We start from the raw sequence: 24618 nt of genomic DNA on the forward strand, positions 1-24618 counted from the left end.
CGTGTCCATTGAACAGCGCAAGTTGGACCATGTGCGATATGCCTTGGAGTTGAATCCGAGCCTGCACAACGGCTTTTCGGATTTGAGGTTCGTACACCGCGCGTTGCCGGACTTCGATCTGGCGGACGTCACCCTCGCGACCACCCTCGGCGGACTGAGTCTCAGTTCGCCTCTTTTGATTAACGCGATGACAGGTGGCGCGGGGGAAACGGAAGAGATCAACCGGAACTTGGCAATAGCGGCCAAGCGCACGGGCTTGGCGATGGCGGTCGGATCGCAACGCGCTGCCTTGAAAGACCCGTCGCTTGTGCGCACGTATGCCGTCGTGCGCGAAGTCAATCCGGACGGCGTCGTGATCGGAAATTTAGGAGCGGGCGCCACGTTGGAAGACGCGCAGCGCGCGGTCGACATGCTCGGCGCAAACTTCCTGCAACTGCATCTGAACGCGGCGCAGGAGCTGACGATGCCGGAGGGCGACCGCTCTTTCCGAGGCATCTTGGAGAGCATCCAAGAGGTGGTCGAAGGGCTGTCCGTTCCGGTGATCGTCAAGGAAGTCGGAAACGGCATGTCGACGGAAACGTTCCGCAAACTAGCCGACGCCGGCGTGCGCATCGTCGACGTGGCGGGGATGGGCGGGACGAACTTCGTCTCGATTGAGAACCGCCGCCGCACCGGGCTTCGCTTTACGGAGTTGGAGCGGGAGTGGGGCCAAACCACCGCCGTCTCGCTGCTCGAAGCGCAGCCGCACGTCTTCCAGTTCGACTTGATCGGCTCCGGCGGCGTGCAGACGGCGCTCGACGCCGCGAAATGCTTGGCGCTCGGGGCGAAAGCGGTCGGCGTCGCCGGCGCGATCTTGCGCCCGATGATGGAGTACGGCGTGGACACCGCCGTCGAGATCATCGAGCACTGGCAAGAGGAACTGCGCGTGATCTTCACGTTGCAAGCCTGCCGCTGCGTCAAAGAATTGCGCGAACGTCCGCTGATCGTGCGCGGAGAGACGGCGGAATGGGCGCGTCTGCGCGGCATCGACCTCGAACGAATCGCAAGGCGCGGGCTCTAGAGTGTGTTAGAACGTGCAGAGGAAAGGGGACGTCTCGCGTGGAACTCAACACTTTCTCCATCGTCGCCCGCGATCCGATGACCGGACGGTTTGGGATCGCCGTGACGACCAAGGCGTTTGCCGTCGGCTCGCTGTGCCCGTTTGCCAGAGCCGGTGTCGGCGCGATTGCGACGCAAGCGCGGGTGAACCCGACTTTGGGGCCGAAGGGCTTGCGCTTGCTGGAGCACGGGTTGTCGGCGGAAGAGACGCTGGAACAACTGCTCGCCGAAGACCCCGGCCGCCGATACCGGCAGCTCGGCATCGTGGACAAATACGGCCACGCCGCCGCGTACACGGGCGAAGAAACCAACGCTTGGACGGGACACGTCGTCGGAGATCACTTCACCGTGCAAGGCAACTTGCTGACCGGACCGGAAGTCGTGCAAGGCGTCGCCGCGACGTTTTCGGCGTCGACGGCTCCGTTTGAAGAGCGATTGATTCAAGCGTTGGAAGCGGGGCAGCACGCGGGCGGCGACAAACGGGGCAAGCAATCGGCCGCTCTGCTCGTCGTCGACACGGAGGACTTTCCCTACGTGGACATCCGCGTGGACGACAACCCCGAACCGCTCAAGGAACTCCGACGCCTCTACGACATTCACAAAAACGGCTTGCTCTCCGTCTACCGCGAGTGGGTGGAAGGCGTTCGCTCCGGCACGATTCCGAAGGGCGTCGCCAAACCGGATGAGCCGTCACAGGATCAGCCAAAAAGCTGACAGGTCAAATGACTTGTCAGCTTTTTTTCTTGTTACTTTTGTCGTCGGCGCAAGTGAAGATGTGTGGTATTATAAGTACGACATGCAATTTAATTCTAACAAAACGATGGTTGTATCTTCCCTAACGAATTACTTAGGGGCCAACTGAATTTGAAGTAAATTGTAAGCCTTTCAATCATAGACAGAATGTGTTTTACACGGGGAAAGGGTGCAGAAAGCAGATGGACATGCAGAAACAGGTTGTAATTTTAGGCGGCGGCGTTGCCGGGATGACGGCGGCCCATGAATTGATGGAGCGCGGCTTCCGCGTCACGGTGTATGAGTTCAAAGGCATCCCCGGCGGCAAAGCGCGCTCGATTCCCAAGAAGGGCACCGGCACCGGCCGCCGTGCAGATTTGCCGGGCGAACACGGCTTCCGGTTCTTCCCCGGCTTCTACCGACACGTTCCGGACACGATGAAGCGCATCCCGTTTGGGCAAAACGCCAACGGCGTGTTCGACAACCTCGTCTACGCCACCCGCACGGCGACGTTGCGGGACAACCTCCCGATGGTGGTGTCGCTCGACAACTTCCCGCGCAATCTCACCGATATGAAATTGATGCTCCGCTCGCTGTTTGACAACAACATGGGATTGACCCTCTCCGATATCGACAACCTCGTTCATAAAACCTGGCAAATGCTCACCTCGTGCGACGAACGCAAAACCGAGGAGTATGAAAAAGTTCCGTGGTGGCAGTTCGTCAACGCCGAGCAACAAACCGAGGCGTTCCAACACTTCATGACCGCCGCCACCCGCGTGCTCGTCGCCGCGAAATCCCGCGAAGCGAGCGCCAAGACGATCGGCAACGTGTTTGCTCAGCTTTGCGTCGACTTGATGACGCCGGGCGTCGGCGACGACCGTCTGCTCAACGGCCCGACCAACGACGTTTGGATTGAGCCGTGGCTGAACTACTTGCGCGAGGGCGGCGTGGAATACCACATGAACGCCGAAGTCAAGCAGATCCACTGCGAGAACGGCGAAATCACCGGCGTCACGATTTCGCAAAACGGGCAGGAATTCATCGCGCAGGGCGATTACTACGTCTCGGCGCTTCCGGTGGAGATCATGGCGCAGAAGCTCACCGACGAGATGCTGCTCGCCGACCCGACGCTCCACTACATCAAGCAACTGGCAAGCTCCGTCGCGTGGATGAACGGCATCCAGTACTTCTTGACGGAAGACTTGCCCGTCGTGCACGGACATCTGCTGTTCATGGACGCACCGTGGGCGTTGACCGCCGTCTCGCAAGCGCAGTTCTGGCCGGACTTCCCGATGAGCCAGTTTGGCGACGGACACGTCAAGGGGATTCTCTCTGTGGACGTATCCGATTGGGAGACCCCCGGCGTGCTCTATGGAAAAACCGCGATGGAATGCACCGCCGAAGAGATCAAAAACGAAGTCTGGGAACAGATGAAGCGGTCGATCAACCAAAACGGAGACTTGCTGCGCGATGAGATGCTCCACGACTGGTTCCTCGACCCGGACATTCAGTTTGAAAACCCGGCGGGGCAGGTGGAAACCAACCTCGAACCGCTGCTCGTCAACAAAGCGGGCACGTGGGACCAGCGCCCGGACTCGTATACTCAGATTCGGAACTTCTTCCTCGCGTCCGACTATGTGCGCACGAACACGGACCTCGCGACGATGGAAGGCGCGAACGAAGCGGCGCGCCGCGCGGTGAACTCGATTTTGAACCGTGCGGGATCGAACGCCGAGCCGTGCGAGATTTTTACGATGTACGAACCGGATTTGTTTGCGATCTTCCGTCACCATGACCGCAAGCGCTTCAACGAAGGGCTGCCGTGGGACGGGAAGTTTTTCTAGGGAGGGCCGGCTCCCGGACTGCGAGGTGAGGCATTTTTGTTTCGGATCGGCAACTATGAAGTGTTGGAACCCTTGTCGGAGGGGAAGCACACCGTCGTGTACCGCGGTCTGCATCCCGTGACGCAAAAGCGCGTCATCCTCAAAGCGCTCAAAGCGGAGTATCCCCCGAACGACGAGATCGTCCGCTTGAAGCGGGAGTATGAGATCACCCGCGAGGTGGAAAGCGAGGGCATCGTGCGGCCGTTGGGGTTGGAGCCGTACGGCAACGGCTTCGTGCTCGTGCTGGAAGATGTCGGAGGCGACTCGCTGCATCGCCTGCTCACCTATCAAACGATCGATCACCTGACGTTTCTCAAAGTGGCGATCCGCGTCACGGAAGCGCTGGGACGTCTGCACCAACAGCGCATCATTCACAAAGACCTCAAACCGCACAACTTGATCGCCAACTTGCACACCGGCGTCGTCCAGATCACCGACTTCGGCATCGCGTCCCGCTTGTCCACGGAGCGCCAAGAGTTGATCAACCCCGATCAACTGGAAGGGACGCTGCTGTACATGTCGCCGGAGCAAACCGGTCGGATGAACCGGATGATCGATTACCGGACGGACATCTATTCGTTGGGCGTGACGTTTTACGAACTGCTGACGGGCCACGTGCCGTTTTCGGCGACCGACCCGCTGGAGCTCGTCCATTGCCACATCGCCAAAAACGCCACTGCCCCGCATCTCGTCGACCCGTCGGTTCCGAAAGCTCTCTCCGACATCGTCATGCGCTGCCTCGCCAAGAACGCGGAAGACCGCTACCAGAGCGCGTACGGGCTGAAGCGCGACTTCGAAGAGTGTCTGCGCCAACTGGAAGAGACGGGAACTCTCGTGGAATTTCCGATCGGGGAGCGCGACAAATCGGAGATCTTCCAGATTCCCGAGAAGCTCTACGGGCGCGGGGACTCGTTGCAGACGCTGTTCACGGTGTTCAACCGCGTCACGCAAGGCACGCGGGAACTGTTGCTCGTCACCGGGCCTTCGGGGATCGGCAAATCGTTTTTTGTCCATGAAATTCATCGGATGGTGGCGCGGGAGAATGGGTTTTTCCTCACGGGCAAGTTTGACCAGTTCAAGCGGCACATCCCGTACCACGCGCTGATTCAAGCGTTGCGCCAACTGGTCCACCAGTTGCTGACGGAAAGCGAAGAGAGCGTGCGGGAGTGGCGGGAGCGGATCTTGGGGGCGCTTGGGTCGAACGGCTCCGTCATGGTGGAAGTCATGCCGGAGTTGGAGTTGATCATCGGCAAACAGCCGCCCGCTCCGATCTTGCCGCCGACGGAGACGCAGAACCGCTTCCAATACACGATGGAGAAGTTTATCACCGTGTTTACGGGACAGGAGCACCCGTTGGTGCTGTTCCTGGACGATTTGCAGTGGGCGGATTCGGCGACGTTGACCCTGTTTGAGCTGTTCTTGGAAGACCCGGCGACGTCGCATCTGCTGTTGATCGGCGCCTACCGCGACAACGAAGTGACGGCGGCCGACCGGCTGATGGCGATGGTCGAAGAGCTGCGCCGCCGCCAGCGCAACACGATCTCGTTCGTCCGGCTGCAGCAGCTCGACGAAGAGAACGTTCGCCGGTTGGTCGCCGACACGTTCCAATGCGAACTCGAAGAAAGTACGCCGCTCGCGGAATTGGTGTACCGGAAAACCAACGGCAACCCGTTTTTCGTCAAGCAATTCCTGCAAAGCCTCTACACGCAAAAAAAAGTCCAGTTCGATTCCGCAGCGGGCGGCTGGACATGGAATCTCGACGCCATCCGTGACATGGGCATCACCGACAACGTCGTCGAGTTCATGCTGGAGAAGATTCGGCAACTGCCGAAGCACACGCAAGAACTCTTGAGCGCGGCGGCTTGCATCGGCAGCACGTTTGAATTGCACACGCTGCTCGAAGTGGTCGGCTGGCACCCGAAGGACGCATCGCAAAGCTTGTGGAACGCGCTGGAGGAAGGCTTTGTCGTCCCGGTCGGCACCGCGTACAAGCTGTTGTTCAGCATGTGGCAAGACGAAACGGATATGCCGCCCGCAGGCGTTGCCCGCGTGTCGTTTAAGTTTTTGCACGACCGCGTCCAGCAAATCGCGTACTCGCTGATCCCGGAAGCGAATCTGCCGGACGTGCACTTGCGCATCGGCCGGATCATGCTCCGTCAAAAAGGCAACGACGAGATGGAAGAGAGCCTGTTTGAGATGACGAATCACTTGAACGTCGGGTCTCAACTGTTGAACACACGGGAAGAGAAGTTGATGCTGATGCGGCTGAACTTGCTCGCCGGACGGCGCGCCAAAGCTTCGACCGCGTACGAGCCCGCGCTGAAATACCTGCGGCACGGCGTCGACTTGCTTCCGGAGCATCCGTGGAAGACCGACTACGCGCTTTCGCAAGAGCTCTACGTGGAGCTTTCCGAAGTGGAGTACCTCTGCGGCAATTTCGAGACGGCGGAGACGTTGTTTGACTATATCTTGGCGAACGTCCGCACGAAATTGGAGAAAGCCAACGTCTACAACATCAAAGCGATGCTCTACATCAACCAAGAGCGCTATGAAGACGCCACGCGCATCTGCGCGGACGGCCTGCAGCTGCTCGGCATGAAATTGCCGGAGCGTGCGGGACGCGTGCGGATCTTGGCGGCGCTGCTGAAGTCGAAGTGGTTGCTGCGCGGGCGCACGACCGCCGATCTGATGAACATGCCGGTCGCCGTCGATCCGCACCACAACTCGATCATGCGGCTCTTGATCAACCACATCACCGCCACGTACTTTGTCGACCAACAGTACTTCGCGTTTCTCAACGTCACCAACTTGGAGTTCACGCTGAAGAACGGCAACTCGATCGGCTCCGGGCTCTCGTACGGCGGGTACGGGATGATGCTCGGCTCGCTGTTCGGCGATTACGAAAAAGGCTATGAGTTCGGGCGGTTGGCCGTGCAAATCCACGAACGGATCGAGTACGACCTGTTAAAAGGGCAGGCGTACTTCGGGTTCGCCACGTTCATCTCGCACTGGACGCGTCCGCTGCGGGAAGGGATGGAGTCCCTGCGTGCCGGGTTCCAATGCTCCATCGAGTCCGGCGACAAAGTCTACGCCGTCTACAACTGCACGAGTTTGCTGCACTTCTTGATGATCGCGGGCACGCCGTTTGACGAGATGCACGAGGCTGTTCACAAGTACGAAGACATCATCCTCCGCGCCAAAGTCGAGATGACGAACAACAACTTCCGCGTCATCCGCTCGTTCCTCGCCCGCATGAAAGGGGAGGGGGATGACGGGTTCGACTACGCCGAACACATCCGCTATTGCCGGGAGAAGGGAGACCTCTTCCAACTCGGCTTCACTCTGCATTACCAACTTCGCGCCGCCTACTTGCTCGGCAACTACCGAGAGGCGGTGGAAGCGGCCGAAGCGTTTGAGGGCGTGATCGCAGGGTCGCTTGGGCAAGTGCAATTGCCGGATCATTCCCTTTTTTACTCGTTGACGCTGACCGAGTTGTATGAAGAAGCTTCTCCTTCAGAGCGACGCGGATTCCGCCGCCTCTTGAAAAACCATCTGAAAAAACTGCGCAAGTGGGCGAAGACGGCTCCGGAGAACAACTACGGCAAAGCCAAACTGCTCGAAGCGGAAATCTCGCGTCTGGTCGGCAATCTGCCCCACGCGATGGACGCGTACGAAGAAGCGGTGCAGCATGCCGCCAAGCAAGGCTTCCTGCCGATTGCCGCCATCGCCAACGAGTTGGCCGCGAAGTTCTACTTGAAACTCGGCAAGGAACGCATCGCCAAAACGTACTTGCTGGAAGCACGCTACACCTACCAGAAGTGGGGCGCGGCGGAAAAAGTCCGCCTGCTCGACCGCGCGTACCCGGAATGGCTGACCGTCGCCAAGCACGAAGCGGACAGCCGATTGGAAATCGCGGCGACCGCTCGTTCCGTCTCCACGACCGGCGGGCACAGCGCGCAGCAGATCGACTTGCAAACGGTGCTCAAAGCGTCGCGGGCGATCTCCGGCGAGATCGTGCTCGGCAACCTCTTGGAGAACATGATCCAGATCGTCGCCGAAAACGCCGGCGCCCAAAAAGCCTGCTTGCTGATCGAGCGCGACGGCGAATTGTTGCTGCAAGCGCTGAAGGAGCCGGGCCGTGAGCAGGTGACCGTCTTGCAGGAGTTGCCGATTCAGCAATGCCCGGACCTCGCCGCCACGGTCGTGCAATACGTGCGGCGGATGCGGGAGCCGGTCGTGCTGCATGACGCGACCCGCGAAGAGATGTTCGCGAAGGACCCGTACATCCTGGAACACCGTCCGGCGTCGATTTTCTGCATGCCGATCCTCAACCAAGGCAAGCGCGTCGGCCTGCTCTACTTGGAGAACAACTTGACCACGCACGCGTTTACCGAAGGGCGTCTCGCGCTGATGGAACTGCTCTCTTCGCAGATTGCCGTCTCGCTGCAAAACGCCGAACTCTACCACCACCAAGTGCAACTCAACCTCGCGTACGGCAAATTCGTGCCGCACCAGTTCTTGCGCTTCCTTGAAAAAAACTCCATCCTCGACGTGCAGTTGGGCGACCACGTTCAAACCAACATGTCGATCATGTTTGCCGACATCCGCTCGTTCACCACGATGTCGGAGAAGATGACGCCGGAAGAGAATTTCGAATTCCTCAACGACTACCTGCGCCACATGGAAGCGCCGATCATCGAGAACCGCGGGTTTATCGACAAGTTTATCGGCGACTCGATCATGGCGTTGTTTGACAAGGGTGCCGACGACGCGCTGCGGGCGGCGATTGAGATGCTGCGCCAACTTGAGATTTTTAACGGAGAGCGGGCAGCCTTGGGCCTTGCGCCCATCGAGATCGGGATCGGCTTGAACTCCGGCCGGATGATGCTCGGGACGCTCGGCGGACACCATCGAATGGATTCCACCGTCATCTCCGACGCCGTCAACCTCGCCTCGCGCATGGAGGATTTGACGAAGATCTACAGCGTTCCGATCTTGATCAGCGAGCACACGTACGTGCGGCTGGTCGACCCGGATCGCTATTGCATCCGCATCCTCGACCGGGTGCGGGTCAAGGGGAAAAGCGAGCCGGTTTCGGTGTATGAAGTGTTTGATGCCGACCTGCCGGAGATCCGTGACGCCAAGTTGGCGACGAAGGCGGTTTTTGAACAGGCGTATGAGAGCTTTCAGCAGGGAGAGTACCAAGCGGCGCAAGAATTGTTTGCGGACTGCTTGCGTCAAAATCTCCACGATAAGACGGCCGCCGCGTACATCCAGCGTTGCGAGCGGCTGATCAATCAAACAGAAACAGAACCGACTCAGGGGTGAGTTCAAGGTGATAGAGGCAACGGTACGAGATCGCGCGATCTCCTTGATCAACGGGACGAAGTTTCGCGCCGCGCTGGCGACGGAGGGCGAGTCCTATTGGTACAAATACTTCCTCCGTGCGGGCGAAGCGGTGGAAATCGAACTGAGCGAAATTCCGCGCGGCGTCGCGTACGACCTTGAAGTGTACGACGAGGCGGGGAACTGCATCTACGGCACCGTGCCGCTGTTCGGGTGCGTGCGGTTTGCGTCCTATGAAGCGGGCGTGGACGGCGAGATCTACCTGCGCGTGCGGGCGGAGGAGGGGTGTGACCCGAACCGCGAGTTCGCGCTGCATGTCGACCGCTACAAATCGATCGGCGGCATCCTGACCGGCGACAACAAGCTCTGCGCCTTCGACGGCCCGTACCGCATCGGAGGCAGCGATCTGGTGATCGCGCCGGGCGCGGTGCTGGACATCGAAGCGGGTACGATCATAAACGTCCGCAGCCAGAGCGCCCTGCGCGTGTTGAGCGGCGGCACGCTGAATCTGCTGGGCACCGCCGCCCAGCCGGTCGTGATTCTCGGAGCGAGCGCCGGAGGAGAGGCGGGGCTCTGGAAAGAGCTGCAAGCCGCCGAGGAATCCCGCATCACACGGCAGTTCGTGACGATCTACTACGACCAAGCCGAAACTCATGAGACGCCGCCGCCGGGGCACGTGATCAACATCTTGCCCTCGGAGCGTCCGGCGTTGATTCGCCAGTGGTATCAGTTGGCGTCTCCCTACCTCTCCACGATCTTCGACGGCGTGGAGCGCACCGGCAAATGGTACGACCCGTGGAGCATCAAAAAACGCGACCTCTACTTCGGCATGGATGTCGAAATGTTCGCCCAGTGGGAGTACGACAGCGGGCGGGTGTGCGACGAGCGCTTTCGTGCGGGGAAGACGAACTATTGGGAGTACGTCAACGCCGGATTCTTGCACGACATCTTGCTGGCGCGCCAGTGTGTCGACAACGACGAACCGGCGCCGCACTTTCGCATCCAGCGCTTGATGGACTACTTGCGCCACGGCAAGTCGTGGCAAGAAAAACACGGCGTGCTGAAATCGACGCACATCTTGCCGAACCTGGAGGACGCGCTGGAAGAAGAGACGGAGTTGCACAGTCATCTCAAAGAGATGAGCACGCTGTTTTGGTGGTCGCACAACACCTCGATCGTCTACTGGGATCACTTGGCGCGGGAGATGGGCTTGCACGCGCAAGAAGAGCATGATGAGAATCTGTTCGTCAACGGCGTGATCATCCGCTTGCACTTTTCCAGCGACTTGCCGTACGAATTCTTAAGCTTTGGCAACCAGATGCCGCCGGTCGGCATGATCGGGGTGTTCCTGAATCACGGGCCGTTTAAATACCCGGATTGTTACCCGGCCCCGCCCGCTCCTCCGGCACCCGAGGACACGTTGGACCCTCATGACGAGACAACCGTCGGCCTGATCAAGACCTACTTTGACATCTTGCTCCACGACGGCACGAACCCGGTCTATACCTGGTGGCTGCCGACGCCGGCCGACCGCGAAGCGCGGAGGATTCTGGAGACGACAGGGCTCCAACCCGATTCCTCACTGGACGATTGGAAGCGGGAATTCGTTGATCCGGCAATCCAGACGTTGCACGAAATTCAGGAGAAGTATCTAAAAAGTGAGTAGGTGATTTCATGGATTGGCTGATCGGCCATCTCGTGGGTGACTACCTTCTGCAGAACGACTGGATGGCGCTGAACAAGAAAAAAAAATCATGGCGAGGCGAGTTGGCGTGCAACGTGCACTGTGTGTTGTGGACGCTCAGCGTCCTTTTGTTCACGGGCTGGTGGGATTGGCGGCATGCGCTGTTGGTCTACTTGTCCCACTACATCTTGGATCGCTCGCCGCTCATCAAGATCATCGTCAATTTCATCAACATCGGCAAGCCGCAACCGTGGGTGTACATCATGTATGACAACACGCTGCACTTGCTGTTCCTCTATTTGATCGACAAATTCGTACCGTTCACGGGGTGAGAGAATGTTACGCCCAGAAGACATGCTGAAGGTCATCTTCGGCTATACCGCACGCATTGCCAACGAGCGCAAGTTAGACAACATCCTCTTGCTCATGGCCGACATGGGACGAGAGATGATTCAAGCGGACCGCTGCACGCTGTGGCTGCTCGACCGCGAATCGAACGAACTGCGCACGCGCGTGGCGCACAACGTCAGCGAGATGCGCATCCCGGCGAATTCCGGTCTCGTCGGGCACACGATCTTGACCGGGCAGTCGGTGATCATCGAGGACGCCTACCGCGACGCCCGCTTCAACCAAGAAGTGGACAAAGCCACCGGATACCGCACCAAATCGATTCTCGTCATCCCGATTCGCGACAGTGAGGGCGAGATCATGGGCGCTTTTCAAGCGATCAACAAAACCACGCCGGAGGCGGTGTTCGAGCCGCGCGACATCGAGTTTTTGACGCTCGCGGCGTACTACTCCGGCAAGTCGCTGGAAGCGGCGATGCTCGCCAACGAAATCGAAGAAACACAGCGTGAGATTATCTTCGTGATGGGCGAGGTGGGAGAGACCCGCTCCAAAGAGACGGGCTACCACGTCAAGCGCGTCGCGGAGTATTCCAAGATCCTCGCGCTGGGGTACGGCTTGAGTGAAGAGGAAGCCGATCTGATCAAGACCGCCTCGCCGATGCACGACATCGGCAAAGTCGCGATCCCCGACTCGATTTTGAAAAAACCGGGGAGGCTGACTCCGGAAGAATTCGAGCATATGAAGCAGCATACGACCATCGGCTACAACCTGATGAAAAACTCCAAGCGCCGCATCTTGAAAGCGGCGGCGACGATCGCGCTGCAGCACCATGAGCGATGGAACGGCACCGGCTACCCGTACGGTCTCAAAGAGGGCGAAATCCATCTCTACGGCCGCATCACCGCCGTCGCCGACGTGTTTGACGCCCTCGGCAGCGAACGCGTGTATAAAAAGGCGTGGGAGCTCGACCGCATTCTGGAACTGTTCCGCGAAGAGCGCGGTCAGCACTTCGACCCGGACCTGGTTGATATATTCTTCGAGAACCTCGACAAATTTGTGGAGATCAAGGAAACCTACCAAGACGAAGGCGTACCGCTTGAACTATAAAAAAGCCAGTCTCGCGAATCCCGTGAGACTGGCTTTTTTTACAACAGGTGCAGGAGTTCGGGCAGCGATTGAATTTCGTGATCGGCAGGCTTAAGCTCTTCGATCCACGCCACCGAGTTCGGGAACCACACGGTCTTCATTCCGGCTTGCCGCGCGCCGTCGATGTCGTTGCGGGGGTGATCGCCGACGAAGAGGCACCGATTCGCCGGCACGCCCAACCGCTCGGCGGCAAGGTGAAACAGCGCCGGGTCGGGCTTGCGGAGACCCTCTGCTTCGGAGATCAGCACCGCGTCCACGAGGTCGGTCAACCCGAGCACGGAGATCCCCAGCGATTGCATCTCCGTCAGACCGTTCGTGACGATGCCGAGCTTGAGCCCTCGTTCCCGCAACGTGGCCAGCGTTTCGACCAGACCCGGAAATCCTTGCGCGAACCGGTTGCAACGGCTGTAGTACTCGTCGATCAGCGATTCGGCGGACAACTCGCGCACGTCGAACTCTTCCAATAATTGGCGGTATACGATAGACTTATGGACGTATCCAAACGCGTCCAATTCCCAGAAACGGGCTTGGAGCGTCTCCACGGGCACATGTGCCCACGCCCCCGGCCAGCGGGCGTGCTGGTCTTGCAAAAACAACCGCACCGACCGACTGCGGTCGAGCAGCGTCTCGTCCAGATCAAACAAAACAGCTTGCACCACAACGTTCACCTCACACACAGGAGTTTGATGTTATGAAAAACCTGCTTGCCAAGCACTACGGACTGCTTAACGCGGACATCTCGCGTCTCCCGCTCGGAGCGGTCAACCGCAACTTCCTCGTCCACGCCGAGGGACAAGCGTATGTACTCAAGCAATATGCAACGGCGAGCTACACCCCCGAGCATATCGCACACACCTGCGACGTGCAATTCCAATTGAGAGAGGCAGGACTTCCTGTACCGGAAATCCTGCGGAACAAAGCAGGAGAGTGGATTACGCCGATTGAAGCCGAGCTTCCCGTTTCGCAAACGATGCGAAACCGAGCGGGAGAGGGGAATGCAACGGGGGTCGAAGCGGTGAGGAGTCCATCGCACGAGACGGAAGGGAGTCCATCCGCCGGGACGGGCTTTCTCGTCCTGAGCCGTTTCGTATCGGGTGAACACCAACTGCGCGGGAGCATCTCCGAGAAAGCCGCGTACAACAGCGGCGTCCTGCTCGCCCGTCTGCACGAGCAGATGTCCGCCATGCCGAACGCGAAGCCGTTTGCCATGAAGCCGCTCCAAGACGCTCTGCGCGACACGGAGAGCCTGCTGCACAGAGCGGAGCAGGTGCGCCGCCGCAGCGCCGTGGACGAAACCGCCTGCGCCGTCCTGCGCTATAAACTCCAAGCCATGAAGCAACTCGAAGACCTCTCCGCCGTCTCGGAAAAACTGCCCGCCCAATGGGTGCACGGCGACTACCACGAAGTCAACCTGCTCTTCACCCCGGAACAGGAAGTTGCCGCCGTGTTCGACTTTGACAACTTGCGCTGCATGCCGCGGGGCCTGGAATTCATGCGGTCGCTCTCCTTGATGTTCTCCAGCGGGCCGCGCGGACTCGAAGAGGGCGCGTATGCGTTTTTTGAAGGATATGCACGATACACGAACGACCTCACCGAAGCGGAACTCGCGCTCTACGTCCCCTTGCGCCGCTACTACGCGCTCACCCGCCACTGGCCGATTCAGCAGCGTTACGAAACCCCGGACTTGTACGACGAACGCTGGGACAAATTCATCACACCGCCGTCCGACTGGTGGGAAGTCCACGGGAAAACGGTTACAGAACGACTTCTGCACATCTGGGCCCGTTGTCAGCGAAAAACCCTTGACGGAGAAACGAGCTTTTGATATATTCATCCCTGTCGTCATTTTTCGACAGATTGGATTTCCGCCACTCTCGTTTCATCGCTTCCCGTATTTAACCCGGGAAGATGACCATAGATTTCCCCGTATCCAGCCCTGGGCGTCCACCGCTCAGGGCTTTTTGATTTGAAAAAAAAGTTTTGGATTTGTTTGTGGCGGAGTAATAAAGCAAACACTCTGTAAATAAATATTGAAACATGAACGACGAGAGGGGGTGCCCCGATGAGCAAATGGATCTCTGTTGAGCCGCTGTGGATCGCCGTTGAACCGCTGTGGATTCCGATTGACGCCGATACCGTCTGAGACAAGTGAACGGAAGGCGCACAACTCTTAGGGGGTGAATTCAGTGAGCAAATGGATCTCCGTTGAACCGCTTTGGATCGCAGTTGAGCCGCTTTGGCTCCCGGTGGTGCCGGTGGCTGAATAAGTCCCCTGCAAAAAACCTATGAACATAACGCGAGGCCGTGGGAGATTCCCCGGCCTCTTTTTTGTTGCTTTTTTAGTTGCGGCGGCGGTAGGGAAGGTCCGGCACGATGTCCGGACCTTTCGTTTTTTCGATCCAATCGAGTTCCGCCATCGCGAGGTATTCGAAGTTCTCGGCGACGTGTTTGTCGCCGTGCGCCCGGATGCTTTGGATGATCGGGTAGCAGGCGAGGTAGAACTGGTTGATGTACCAGACGTCAAACAGCAGATCGGGATGCACCAGTCCGTTTTTGAACAGGGTGCCGGTCATCTCGAAGAAGCGGTAGACCCGGTAGAAGTGCCGGTTCTCCGGCGACGTCTCCGGGTAGAGCTCGCGAAACTCCTCGATGCTTGCCGCTTTCATTTCATGCAGCAACCATTGGCGGGACGCGTACATCGCGTCCGATTCAAACTCTTGGTACAGCTTCAACAGCAGGTCGGCGTCTTGCAACATCGGGCGGTCAACAGCCACGTGAGGTCATCCTCCAATCGAGATGTCAGCTGAGGTTTCGGCTTGCAGCCGGGAGAGGCGGGATTTCAGGTAGAAGATCAAAGCGAGCGTCGAGACGGCGAGGATCACCGTCAGCAGTTTGCCCCCTTGCGAGATCGGGAGCAGGTCGCTGATCGCCGAGAACAGCGGCAGGGAAATTCCGTAGGCGAGGCGCGACATCGACATCCACGACGCGTAGACGCGGCCGCGAATCGAGGTGTCGGAGAACGTCAGCAGCGACGTTTCGGTGACGATGTTCACGCCGGACTGGAAGATGTTCGTCAAGAGCAGCAACGCCAAGAACAGCGGCCAGTTGTGGATCGAGAACGTCACGCCAAGCCCGATGCCGTACAGGATGTTGAACGGGAAGTAGATTTTGAAAAAAGCCGAGTCGTCAAACGGTTGTTTTTTGAAATAGCGCTTGATAAAAAACGCCCCGATGATGTAGGCGATCGCCGTGATCGAATAGCCGATCCCGATGCCGGTGTTGCCCGCTTGCAGCTCGTTCAAGATGTACAGCGAGAAGAGGATGTACACATAGCCCAAGCAGAAGTCGCGCCAGAACTGGAGATTGTAGACGGCGACCAGCTGCGGGCGGTTTTTGACATAGACGATGCCTTCCTTGACTTGTTGCAGGTAGGGCACGCGGGCTTTGACTTCGGTCGGATTCGCCGTCGAGTAGCGGATGAACAAGATGCAGACGGCGGAGAACAGGTAGGAGACGGCGTCGTACCAGAGCACGGAGTACGGCCCGATCCAGTCGGCGACAAACCCTCCGAGCGCCGTGGCGACCGCCATCGCGACGGAGTTCAGCAGCGCGAATGACGAGGTGGCTTGCACGATCTTCTCCTTGCCGACCAACTCCGGCATCATCACGGCGCGGGCGGGGGCGAACATCGCGGACACCAGCGCCGAGAGCGAGATGAACAGGTAGACGAGCCAGATGTTTTGCATCCACGCGCCGAGGATCACCCCGGCGGAGAACACGAAGCGCAGGACGTCGGCGGTGATCATGATTTTTTTCTTGTTCCAGCGGTCGACGAACGGCCCGAGGATGATCCCGCCGAACAGCACGGGGAGGACGCTGGCGATAAACATGCCGCCGACGGCGCTGGCGTGCGGGTAGAGATTGTACGTCACGCCGATCAACGCGATCGTTTTGAACCAGTCGCCAAACAGTGACACCAGTTGTCCGAGGTAGAGAAGCGTGAAGTTGCGATTGGCAAACAGTGAAGACTTCATGGGCGAGCCTCCATTCAAAGAGACCGCCAGGGTCGCTGGCGGTCGCAAGTTTATGAAGCTTAGGAGAGCGAGATCAGGTCGTTCGATTCAAACCACTGACGATCTTGCTGCGTGCGCTCCACATAGCGGTTGTAGTACACGAGTTGGTCGTCCGGAATCAAGTCGATCATCATGTTCAAGTAGAACTTCTTGCCTTCCTCCGTCATGACCAGATCGTTGCCGTCGCGCGCGATCAGGCCCTGTTGCTCGAAACGGTTCAGCTTCTCGAAGTAATCCGGGGCGAGGCCGAGCGTGTTCAAGTAGTCCTGCGAAATGCGCATGACTTTCGGGAAGAAGATCAGCGCGCGCTCCTTGGCATGGTATTCAAACGCGGTACGGATCGGCAGACGGCCGGCCTCGACGGCGGCGATGTACTTGTCGAGTTCGACTTCGTTGTTGTGCGACAGGCCGGAGAGCGAGGAGGAAGCGGAGAGGCCGCAGCCGATGTATTCATCCTCATAACGGCCGTAGATCGTCTCGCCGAACATGAAGCGGTTGTAGCGCGCATCCTTGCGGGTGAACGTGTAGACGTACGTTTGGTCGTAGCCGTTGTCGCGCAGGTAGTTCACGGCAAACTGTTGGAGCGCCAGTTTGTCGTCGGCGTTCGGCGGCATCTCGATCTTGCCGTTTTTCATCATGTTCAAGAAGCCCTTGGACGTGACGAGGTACTCCAGCGGATAAGCGTCGACAGAGGTCGTCGCCAGCTGCTTCGCTTGGTAGAGGTCTTGCTCCAAGCGTTCGAGCGTTTGGCCCGGCAGTTGATAGAGCAGGTCCATGTTGTGCGCTTTGAAGTACTTCTCGCCGAGATCGCGGGTGCGCAGGATCTCATCGTAACTCGCCGTCAAGTTGAAGATTCTGCGGTATTCCGGATCAAACGTCTGCACGCCAAACGAGATGCGGTTGACGCCGACGGCGTGCATCGCCTGCAACTTGTCTTCGGTCGCCGATTTCGCTTCCACTTCGAACGACCATTCGCAGTCGGAGGCGAGCGTGAAGTTCGCGTGGATGGCGCGGCCGAGCTGTTCGATTTGCGCCGGAGTCAGCACCGACGGGGTGCCGCCGCCGAAGTAGATCGAGGAGAGTTCAAAGCCTTTGATGTACTCGGTGTTGCCGACCATCGCCAATTCCTTCGCCAGCGCGTCCACGTAGGGCTGGAGTTTGTCTTGGTAGTTGGTCGAGCGGATGAACGGGCAGAACGTGCAGATCGTGTCGCAGAACGGGATGTGCACGTACAAGGCCTTCTTGCCGTTCGGGTTGGACTTCGTGGAGAGGAACTGAGAAGCCCGCGGCTCGGCGTTCTCCAGCGAGCCGTCCCCTTGGAACGGATAGAGGTAGTTCCACATCGTCGGAAGTTTTTTGTACGAGGTCTCGTGATTTGCCATCTGAGAAGTTCGCCCCTTGTCAGGATGAAAATATCATCCTCTTTTTATGTTTGTCAATTATAAATAGTATAAATTTAATGAGATGTATTGGTTTACCTCTATCACCCCTTTGATTTGTTAGCGAGTATTTCATCCCATCTACTCTTAACGATACGCTGAAATCAAATAAACATGTTTTGAATTTTTCGGAGTCCTGAAGAGAATTTGGTATAGCTCCCAAACCAAGCGGCAAAACTGAACTCAGGCATTGTCTGTTTTTTCTTGAGGAGGGTTTGCCTATGAATCCGGGCGTACAAGCGAACATCATCACGCTCGTGCTGATCATCCTCGTCCTGAGCGGATGGGGAGAGCGGGTGTTGCGCGACGCCAACATCTCGCCGCGCACCGCTGCCGTCGGGCTTTTGCTGTATGTATTGGCGGACGGGTTTTCGATCACGTTGCCGCAGGACGTGCATCTCGACGCCGCCGGTTTGCTGTTGCCGCTCTGTCTGACGGCGCTCGCCATGCGGGCCGGTCCAAACGCGGGAGCCCGCGTGTCGTGGTGGATCGGCTGTTTGACGATCTCGTCCGTCACCGTCGTGCTGATGACGTTGGTGCCGCTCGACCCGGCGTTTTTTCCGCTGGAAGGGCCGGCGCTGTATCCGGTCGCGGCGGCGTTGGTTTCGGTCGTCTCCGTGCGGCGTCCGTTTTTCGCCGTTTCGATGGCGGTGATGGGGTTGGCGCTCGGGACGGTGATCGACCCGTGGCTGCACGCGCGCGTCGATGTGCACACGTATCTGTTTGGCGGGCGGGAGATGCAGGACTGGATGGCGTTTGCCGCGATGGGCGTGCTGTTGACGCACTATCCGTACAACGCGGCCGTCCGGCTGCTCACCCGCTTCATCCGCCTGATTTTCAAACGACGAGAGGAGGGCCCGGAGAGTGTCTGAGTTTACGCGAATCATCTTCGTCGGCTCGGTGATGGGGATCATCTGCCGGATGTGGCTGTTGCGCACCGATTATCGCCAGTATCCGACGTATCCGCACGGCAAGATCATTCACCTGGCCTTGGGCGTGATCGCATCTGGGCTTGGCTCGGTGCTTGTCGCCACGCTGCTCGATAAAAACTACACCGCCGTCACTTTCTTGACGCTCGCCGCCCAACAGTTTCGCGACGTGCGCAACATGGAGCGGCAGATGCTGACCAACGTGGACGAACTGGAGTTGGTGCCGCGCGGTTTGACGTACATTGAAGGCATCGCGATGGCGTTTGAAGGGCGCAATTACCTCGTGATCGCCACTGCGTTTTTTACCGGGATCGCCACGCACTTTTGGCATTGGTACGGCGGGGGGCTGGTCGGCATCGTCTGCATCGTCATCGCCGTCAAGTACATGGCGGGGCGCACGATCGCGTTTATCGGCAACGTGCGCGAAGGGCAGGTGCGCTTTGAAGGGCCGAACCTGTTTGTCGACGACATTTTGATCTACAACACCGGTCTCAAAGACACGCAGCAAAAAATTCTCAAGCACGGCGTCGGTTTGATCTTGGAGCCGAAAAATGCCAACGCCACCGTGACGTTCTCAAACCTCGGGCAGCGCCAAGCGATTTTGCACGACGTCGCCACGATTCTCGGCGTCTACCGGGACAGCGGCGAACCGTCGCTCGTGCCGCTCTCCAAGCGCGACCTCGATTCCGGCCGGCTGGCGATCTTCCTGCTGCCGCTCGACCGCGATGTGGAAAAAGCCAAAGCGATCGTCCGCCGCGCGCCGGTGCTTGAGAACGCGTACCGCCGTCCGCTCAAACTGACGGGCAAGGTGAAGCCCGATCACCACTTGTAAGGAGGTCTGACCGCGATGTCCCAAACTGCTCTGACCAACGTTATTCTCGCGCTCGTCACCACGAAGAAGGACAGCGTGGGCGGCTCCTGTCCGATCTTCTACTGCACCGACGACGACGATTTGCAAAAAACCTCGCTTTATTTGGAAAAAATCCTCGACGCCATGGCGCATGAAGTCAAACCGGGCGTCATGATGATGGTGAAGCACTGATGAAACACCGCGTGTACTACGATCCCGGACGCGGATACGCCGCTCTGCTTGCCGCCGCGATGCGGTTGGAGCTGTTGCCAAGCGACGTGTTGCCGACGCCTGTACATCTGCAAAACTTCTTGCAAGACCACGCTCGCTTGGAGCCGCCGGGACAGGTGAACCTGCTCGGCGAGCGAGGGGAGGAGCGCGTGTACTGGTGCGGGCTTGGCCGGGCGGAGATCGTGTGCATCCGGACGTGGCGGCACTTTTTGCATCTGTACGGGGAGCGGCAGGCCGATTATTTTTTTTACCGGGTGCCGTTGCCAAAGCCGTTTCGCTGGAGGCGGGGGGAGCGCTTGCTCGCTGTGCCCGGCAAGCGCGAGCGGGGCCGGGAGTTGCTCGCGCGCGCGGCGGTTCGCGAGTATGCGCGGTTTCAAAATGTGCTGATGACCGATTGGCAGGAGGGATGAACGCTTGCACGTGATCTACTACTGTTACGGCAGCGCTCATTCGTCCGTGATCTCCGCCGCCATCCACCTCGGGCGTTTGCCGATCGACCGCGTGCCGACCAAGCAGGAGATTTTGGGGCTTGCCGATTACGACCAAGTGGAGTCGTGGCAGATCGGGACGCTATTTTTCAAAGGGCATGACGAGTTTGGCAATCCGGTGTACACGCTGGGGCTGGGCGGCGAGCAGGCGACGGCAAAGCTTGCGTTGGTGTCGTTTCTTGAGCAGGCGGGGCTTGATACGCGGGATTTGTTTTTCAATCAGGCTCTGCCGCACATCAACCGCTATGCGAAGATCGGCGGGGCGCTTTCTCGGCGGTATGGATTCGTGAAGTTCGGCCGCCCGCTCTCGGCGTACGGCATCCGGCGCAACTACGGCGATCTGGTGTCGTTTGTCCAAAAAGTCAAGCGCGAAGAAGTGCGGCGCATGCGCGGGACAGCGGGCCGGAATTGACTTCGAGCGATAACTATTGCATAATGAATAGCTGATTGTAGACAGGAAAATTTTTCTCTGTGCTGCACAGATTTTGAGTTGATATTGCGACTTGATAGAGAAGAAAGGCAGGGAATGAACTCATGCCGGCACCGATTGTTGCGATCGTAGGACGCCCGAACGTGGGCAAATCGACGCTGTTTAACCGACTCGCGGGAGAGCGTATCTCCATCGTCGAGGACAAACCGGGGATTACCCGTGACCGAATCTACTCCTCTGCGGAATGGTTGGATCACAAGTTTCGTATTATAGATACCGGCGGGATCGAGGTGGGGGACGAGGACGAAATCCTCTTCCGCATCCGCGAGCAAGCCGAGCTGGCGATGGACGAAGCGAACGTCATCATCTTCCTCGTCGACGGCCAGGACGGGGTGACACCCGCCGACCAAGAAGTGGCGCAGATTCTGTACCGCACGCGCAAACCGGTCGTGCTTGCCGTCAACAAGCTCGACAACCCGAAGATGATGCTGCAAAACACGTATGACTTCTATGAACTGGGCTTTGGCGAGCCGTTTGGCATCTCGTCTTCGCACGGCACCGGCTTGGGCGACATGCTCGACGAAGTGGCGAAGCACTTCCCGGACGAGTACGACGCGACGTATTCCGAAGACACGATCAAAGTCTCGCTGATCGGCCGCCCGAACGTCGGCAAATCGTCGCTCGTCAACGCGCTGCTCGGCGAAGAGCGCGTCATGGTCTCCGATATCGCGGGCACGACGCGCGATGCGGTCGACACCGTGTTCACCCGCGAAGGTCAGGACTTCGTCTTGATCGACACCGCCGGGATGCGCAAGCGCGGCAAAGTGTACGAATCCACCGAGCGCTACTCGGTGATGCGCGCCATGTCGGCGATTGAGCGAAGCGACGTCTGTCTGCTCGTCATCAACGCGGAAGAAGGCATCATCGAACAGGACAAGCGCATCGTCGGCTACGCGTTGGAAGCGGGCCGCGCCGTCATCTTCCTCGTCAACAAGTGGGACTTGCTGGAGAAGGACGACAAGACCTCGATCAACTTCGAAAAAGCGATTCGCAAGGAATTCCCGTTCATGCCGTGGGCGCCGATCCTGTTCGTTTCCGCCGAGACGAAACAGCGGGTGCACAAGATCTTGGAGCTGGTGCAAACCGTGGCGGAAAGCCACTCCATGCGCATCCCGACTTCGACGGTCAACACGATCATCGAAGACGCGGTCACGATGGTGGCGCCGCCGACCGACAAAGGTCGTCGTCTGCGCGTGTATTACGCGACGCAAGTAGCGGTGCGCCCGCCGTCGTTCGCCGTTTTTGTCAATGATCCGGAACTGATGCACTTCTCGTATGAACGCTATCTGGAGAACAAACTGCGCGACGCGTTCGGTTTTGAAGGCACTCCGCTGCGCGTCTTCACCCGCAAGCGGGCGCAGAAGGACGAAGACAGACGCTAAGCCGGCTAGACACGTCTCTCCGGGAGAGGGAGACGAAGGGGGAGATCGTATGACGCAAGAAGTCGCTGTGATCGGCGCCGGCTCGTTCGGCACGGCGCTGGCACAAGTCTTGGCGGACAAGGGTTGCCTCGTGGACCTCTACGCCCGTCGCGAGGAACAAGTCCGCGAAATCAACGAGAACCGCACCAATTCCCGCTATCTGCCGGATGTCATGCTGCACGCGGGCATTCGTGCGTCGTCTGATCTGCAAGCCGTCTTGCGCGGCAAACGATTTGTGTTGCTCGTCATGCCGTCCTCAGCGTTTCGGGACACGCTGCAAGCGATTCGTCCGCATCTCGATCCGCAAGCGTACGTCGCGCACGCGACCAAGGGCTTCGACATCGAGACCGGGCAGCGCATGTCCGAATTGATGGAGGAAGAGCTGTACGAACACGACCGCTTGAAGTTTGCGGTGCTCACCGGTCCTTCGCACGCGGAGGAGTTGTCGCTGCGCATCCCGACCACCGTCGTCGTGGCGAGTCGCGCCCGCGAAACGGCGGAAGCGTTTCAAGACCTGCTGATGACGTCGTACTTCCGGCTCTACACCAACCCGGACGTGGTCGGCACGGAACTGGGCGGCTCGTTAAAAAACATCATCGCGCTCGGCGTCGGATTTGCCGACGGGCTGGGATTTGGCGACAACGCCAAAGCGGCGCTGATGACGCGGGGGCTCACGGAGATCACCCGTCTCGGCCTGCAACTGGGGGCGGCGCAGTTGACGTTCGGCGGTTTGTCGGGCGTCGGCGACTTGATCGCCACCTGCACGTCGAAGCACAGCCGGAACTGGCGGGCGGGTTTTGCGCTCGGGCAGGGCAAGAGCCTCGACCACGTGCTGCACGAGATGGGCATGGTCGTCGAGGGCGTGCGCGCGACCAAGGGCGCGTATAAAATCGCGCAGCAAACCGGCGTGGACATGCCGATCACCACGGCGATCTACCAAGTGCTGTTTGAAGGCAAATCGCCGAAGACCGCCGTCGAGGACTTGATGGGCCGCCGCCGCATCCACGAGATGGAAGAAGTGGCGGAAGCGATCTCGATGGATTGGGAGCAGTGAGTTGTAGGAGTCTGCCTTCAATGGTACAATTGTGGAGGCATGGAAACATTTATCGTCAGGCTTAGGAGGAATCATTCGTGAGCAACGTACCGAGCAATTTGAAGTACAGCCGTGAACATGAGTGGGTCAAAGTTGAAGGCAACCGCGTCACCATCGGGATCACCGATTTTGCGCAATCCGAACTCGGGGACATCGTGTTCGTCGAGCTCCCGGAAGCGGGCGCAGAGCTGACCGCCAACGCAACTTTCGGCACCGTCGAGTCCGTGAAAACGGTATCCGACCTGTACGCACCGGTCTCCGGCACCATCGTGGAAGTGAACACGGCACTGGTCGATTCCCCGGAGAAAGTCAACGAAGCTCCGTACGAAGACGGCTGGATGGTCGTCCTCGAACTCAAGGACGCTTCCGAACTGGACAGCCTGTTGGACGCAGACGCGTACTCCGAGCACATTCAGTAAGGGTTCCAAGGATCAAACGAAATGGAAACTTGGCGCCTCTTACATACGGGATTTTCAGATCCGGCCGTCAACATGGCGGTCGATGAGGCGATTCTGCATGCGAACAGTCGGGGGCTCGTGCCCCCGACCGTTCGTTTTTATGGGTGGAATCCGCCGACGTTGTCGATCGGCTACTTCCAGCGGGCAACCAAGGAAGTCGATTTTGACGCCTTGCGCGCGCAGGGGCTCGGCTTCGTGCGCCGTCCGACCGGCGGGCGTGCCGTGCTGCATGACAAAGAACTCACCTACAGCGTGGTCGTGCCGGAGTCGCATCCGATGATGCCGTCCTCCGTCAACGAATCGTACCGCGTGCTCTCGATGGGCCTCTTGGAAGGCTTCCGCGAGCTCGGCTTCTCCGCCGAGATGGTCTCGCTTGCCGACGAAGAGGAGAAGAAAAAATTCGAGACGATGGGCTCGGCGGCGTGCTTCGATTCGCCGTCGTGGTACGAACTCGTCGTTGAGGGCCGCAAAGTGGCGGGCAGCGCCCAAGTGCGCCAACTGCACACGATCCTCCAGCACGGCTCGATCTTGCTCGATATGGACGTGGTGCAGCTGTTCTCCGTGCTGTACTTCTCGTCGGAGCGCACCCGCGAGCGAATGGTGCGCATGTTCCGCGACAAAGCCGTCTCCATGAAAGACCTCGGACGCGACGTTTCGTACGAGGAAGCGATGGCGGCGTTCACCAAGGGCTTCGAGCGGGGCCTCGGCATCCGTCTGGAGCCGTCCGGCCTCACGCCGGAAGAGCAGGCGCATGTCGACGAACTGGTCGCCGAGAAATACGGCACGGAAAGCTGGAATTTTAAAAAATAACAGGGCATAGGATGACATTCGGGTAGCGATGAGGCTCCCGGATGTTTTTTTTTGTTTTTTTGACGGGGGCTTGTTCTACTCTTGCGCACAGGCTCA

Annotated in this window: 21 protein-coding genes; 17 read left to right on the plus strand and 4 right to left on the minus strand. The window is 58.8% G+C overall.

The window, feature by feature from the left end:
• Position 1: 1 nt before the first annotated feature.
• The 7 genes from fni to EL26_RS08000 all read left to right on the plus strand — a co-directional run bounded on the left by fni (position 2) and on the right by EL26_RS08000 (position 12201).
• Positions 2-1060 carry a type 2 isopentenyl-diphosphate Delta-isomerase gene (gene fni, locus EL26_RS07970; RefSeq protein WP_038086494.1) on the plus strand — a complete coding sequence of 353 codons (1059 nt, stop codon included), beginning with the start codon at positions 2-4 and terminating at the stop codon, positions 1058-1060.
• A gap of 38 nt (positions 1061-1098) precedes the next feature.
• On the plus strand, positions 1099-1812 hold the full coding sequence (locus EL26_RS07975; protein ID WP_238546077.1) for a DUF1028 domain-containing protein: 714 nt from the start codon (positions 1099-1101) through the stop codon (positions 1810-1812).
• Between the two features lie 221 nt (positions 1813-2033).
• Entirely contained in the window at positions 2034-3677 is a 1644-nt protein-coding gene (locus EL26_RS07980) for a hydroxysqualene dehydroxylase (protein ID WP_238546078.1), read from the plus strand.
• A gap of 36 nt (positions 3678-3713) precedes the next feature.
• Positions 3714-9044 (plus strand): AAA family ATPase, encoded by a 5331-nt coding sequence (locus EL26_RS07985; RefSeq protein WP_038086496.1) that lies wholly within the window; start codon positions 3714-3716, stop codon positions 9042-9044.
• A gap of 7 nt (positions 9045-9051) precedes the next feature.
• A complete protein-coding gene (locus tag EL26_RS07990) occupies positions 9052-10728 on the plus strand; it encodes a hypothetical protein (protein WP_152559205.1) in 1677 nt (558 codons plus the stop codon).
• A gap of 8 nt (positions 10729-10736) precedes the next feature.
• Positions 10737-11078, plus strand: coding sequence for a DUF3307 domain-containing protein (locus EL26_RS23580; protein ID WP_052036131.1), 342 nt, complete (start codon positions 10737-10739; stop codon positions 11076-11078).
• 4 nt (positions 11079-11082) lie between these two features.
• A complete protein-coding gene (locus tag EL26_RS08000; protein WP_038086501.1) occupies positions 11083-12201 on the plus strand; it encodes an HD-GYP domain-containing protein in 1119 nt (372 codons plus the stop codon).
• A 38-nt stretch (positions 12202-12239) separates the two neighbouring features.
• On the opposite strand, the gene EL26_RS08005 is transcribed toward EL26_RS08000, so the two are convergent.
• Positions 12240-12896, minus strand: coding sequence for an HAD family hydrolase (locus EL26_RS08005; RefSeq protein ID WP_161780680.1), 657 nt, complete (start codon positions 12894-12896; stop codon positions 12240-12242).
• Between the two features lie 35 nt (positions 12897-12931).
• On the opposite strand from EL26_RS08005, the gene EL26_RS08010 reads away from it, so the two are divergent.
• Positions 12932-14065: a phosphotransferase enzyme family protein gene (locus tag EL26_RS08010; RefSeq protein WP_038086506.1), complete on the plus strand. Its 1134-nt coding sequence runs from the start codon at positions 12932-12934 to the stop codon at positions 14063-14065.
• A gap of 514 nt (positions 14066-14579) precedes the next feature.
• Here the strand turns inward: EL26_RS08010 and EL26_RS08015 are convergent.
• From EL26_RS08015 to EL26_RS08025, 3 genes are read right to left on the minus strand one after another with little or no spacing between them, the layout of a single operon-like run.
• The gene (locus tag EL26_RS08015; RefSeq protein WP_238546079.1) at positions 14580-15014 is read right to left on the minus strand and encodes a DUF4760 domain-containing protein; all 435 of its coding nucleotides are present in this window, start codon (positions 15012-15014) and stop codon (positions 14580-14582) included.
• Between the two features lie 6 nt (positions 15015-15020).
• Positions 15021-16274 (minus strand): MFS transporter, encoded by a 1254-nt coding sequence (locus EL26_RS08020; RefSeq protein ID WP_038086509.1) that lies wholly within the window; start codon positions 16272-16274, stop codon positions 15021-15023.
• A 59-nt stretch (positions 16275-16333) separates the two neighbouring features.
• Positions 16334-17695 carry a coproporphyrinogen-III oxidase family protein gene (locus EL26_RS08025; RefSeq protein WP_038086511.1) on the minus strand — a complete coding sequence of 454 codons (1362 nt, stop codon included), beginning with the start codon at positions 17693-17695 and terminating at the stop codon, positions 16334-16336.
• 278 nt (positions 17696-17973) lie between these two features.
• Here EL26_RS08025 and EL26_RS08030 point away from each other — a divergent pair, with 278 nt between their 5' ends.
• The 9 genes from EL26_RS08030 (at position 17974) to EL26_RS08070 (ending at position 24522) form a co-directional block, all read left to right on the plus strand.
• Positions 17974-18624, plus strand: a complete 651-nt coding sequence (locus tag EL26_RS08030) for a hypothetical protein (RefSeq protein ID WP_038086514.1) — start codon at positions 17974-17976, stop codon at positions 18622-18624.
• On the plus strand, positions 18617-19513 hold the full coding sequence (locus EL26_RS08035) for a YIEGIA family protein (RefSeq protein ID WP_038086518.1): 897 nt from the start codon (positions 18617-18619) through the stop codon (positions 19511-19513). The genes EL26_RS08030 and EL26_RS08035 overlap by 8 nt, the downstream gene beginning before the upstream one ends.
• A gap of 15 nt (positions 19514-19528) precedes the next feature.
• Positions 19529-19723 carry a capping complex subunit for YIEGIA gene (locus EL26_RS08040; RefSeq protein ID WP_052036132.1) on the plus strand — a complete coding sequence of 65 codons (195 nt, stop codon included), beginning with the start codon at positions 19529-19531 and terminating at the stop codon, positions 19721-19723.
• The gene (locus EL26_RS08045) at positions 19723-20172 is read left to right on the plus strand and encodes a DUF3189 family protein (RefSeq protein WP_038086521.1); all 450 of its coding nucleotides are present in this window, start codon (positions 19723-19725) and stop codon (positions 20170-20172) included. Before EL26_RS08040 ends, EL26_RS08045 begins: the two co-directional genes overlap by 1 nt.
• A gap of 10 nt (positions 20173-20182) precedes the next feature.
• Complete coding sequence (locus tag EL26_RS08050; protein WP_238546081.1) at positions 20183-20662, plus strand: DUF3189 family protein; 480 nt, start codon at positions 20183-20185, stop codon at positions 20660-20662.
• A 122-nt stretch (positions 20663-20784) separates the two neighbouring features.
• Positions 20785-22122 carry a ribosome biogenesis GTPase Der gene (der, locus tag EL26_RS08055; protein ID WP_038086526.1) on the plus strand — a complete coding sequence of 446 codons (1338 nt, stop codon included), beginning with the start codon at positions 20785-20787 and terminating at the stop codon, positions 22120-22122.
• Positions 22123-22171: 49 nt separating this feature from the next.
• On the plus strand, positions 22172-23215 hold the full coding sequence (locus EL26_RS08060) for an NAD(P)H-dependent glycerol-3-phosphate dehydrogenase (protein WP_038086530.1): 1044 nt from the start codon (positions 22172-22174) through the stop codon (positions 23213-23215).
• A gap of 77 nt (positions 23216-23292) precedes the next feature.
• Positions 23293-23673, plus strand: a complete 381-nt coding sequence (gene gcvH / locus EL26_RS08065; protein WP_038086532.1) for a glycine cleavage system protein GcvH — start codon at positions 23293-23295, stop codon at positions 23671-23673.
• A gap of 21 nt (positions 23674-23694) precedes the next feature.
• Positions 23695-24522: a lipoate--protein ligase family protein gene (locus EL26_RS08070; protein WP_038086535.1), complete on the plus strand. Its 828-nt coding sequence runs from the start codon at positions 23695-23697 to the stop codon at positions 24520-24522.
• Positions 24523-24618: the final 96 nt, after the last annotated feature.

The sequence above is a fragment of the Tumebacillus flagellatus genome (assembly GCF_000714935.1).
GTDB classification, from domain to species: Bacteria; Bacillota; Bacilli; order Tumebacillales; family Tumebacillaceae; genus Tumebacillus; species Tumebacillus flagellatus.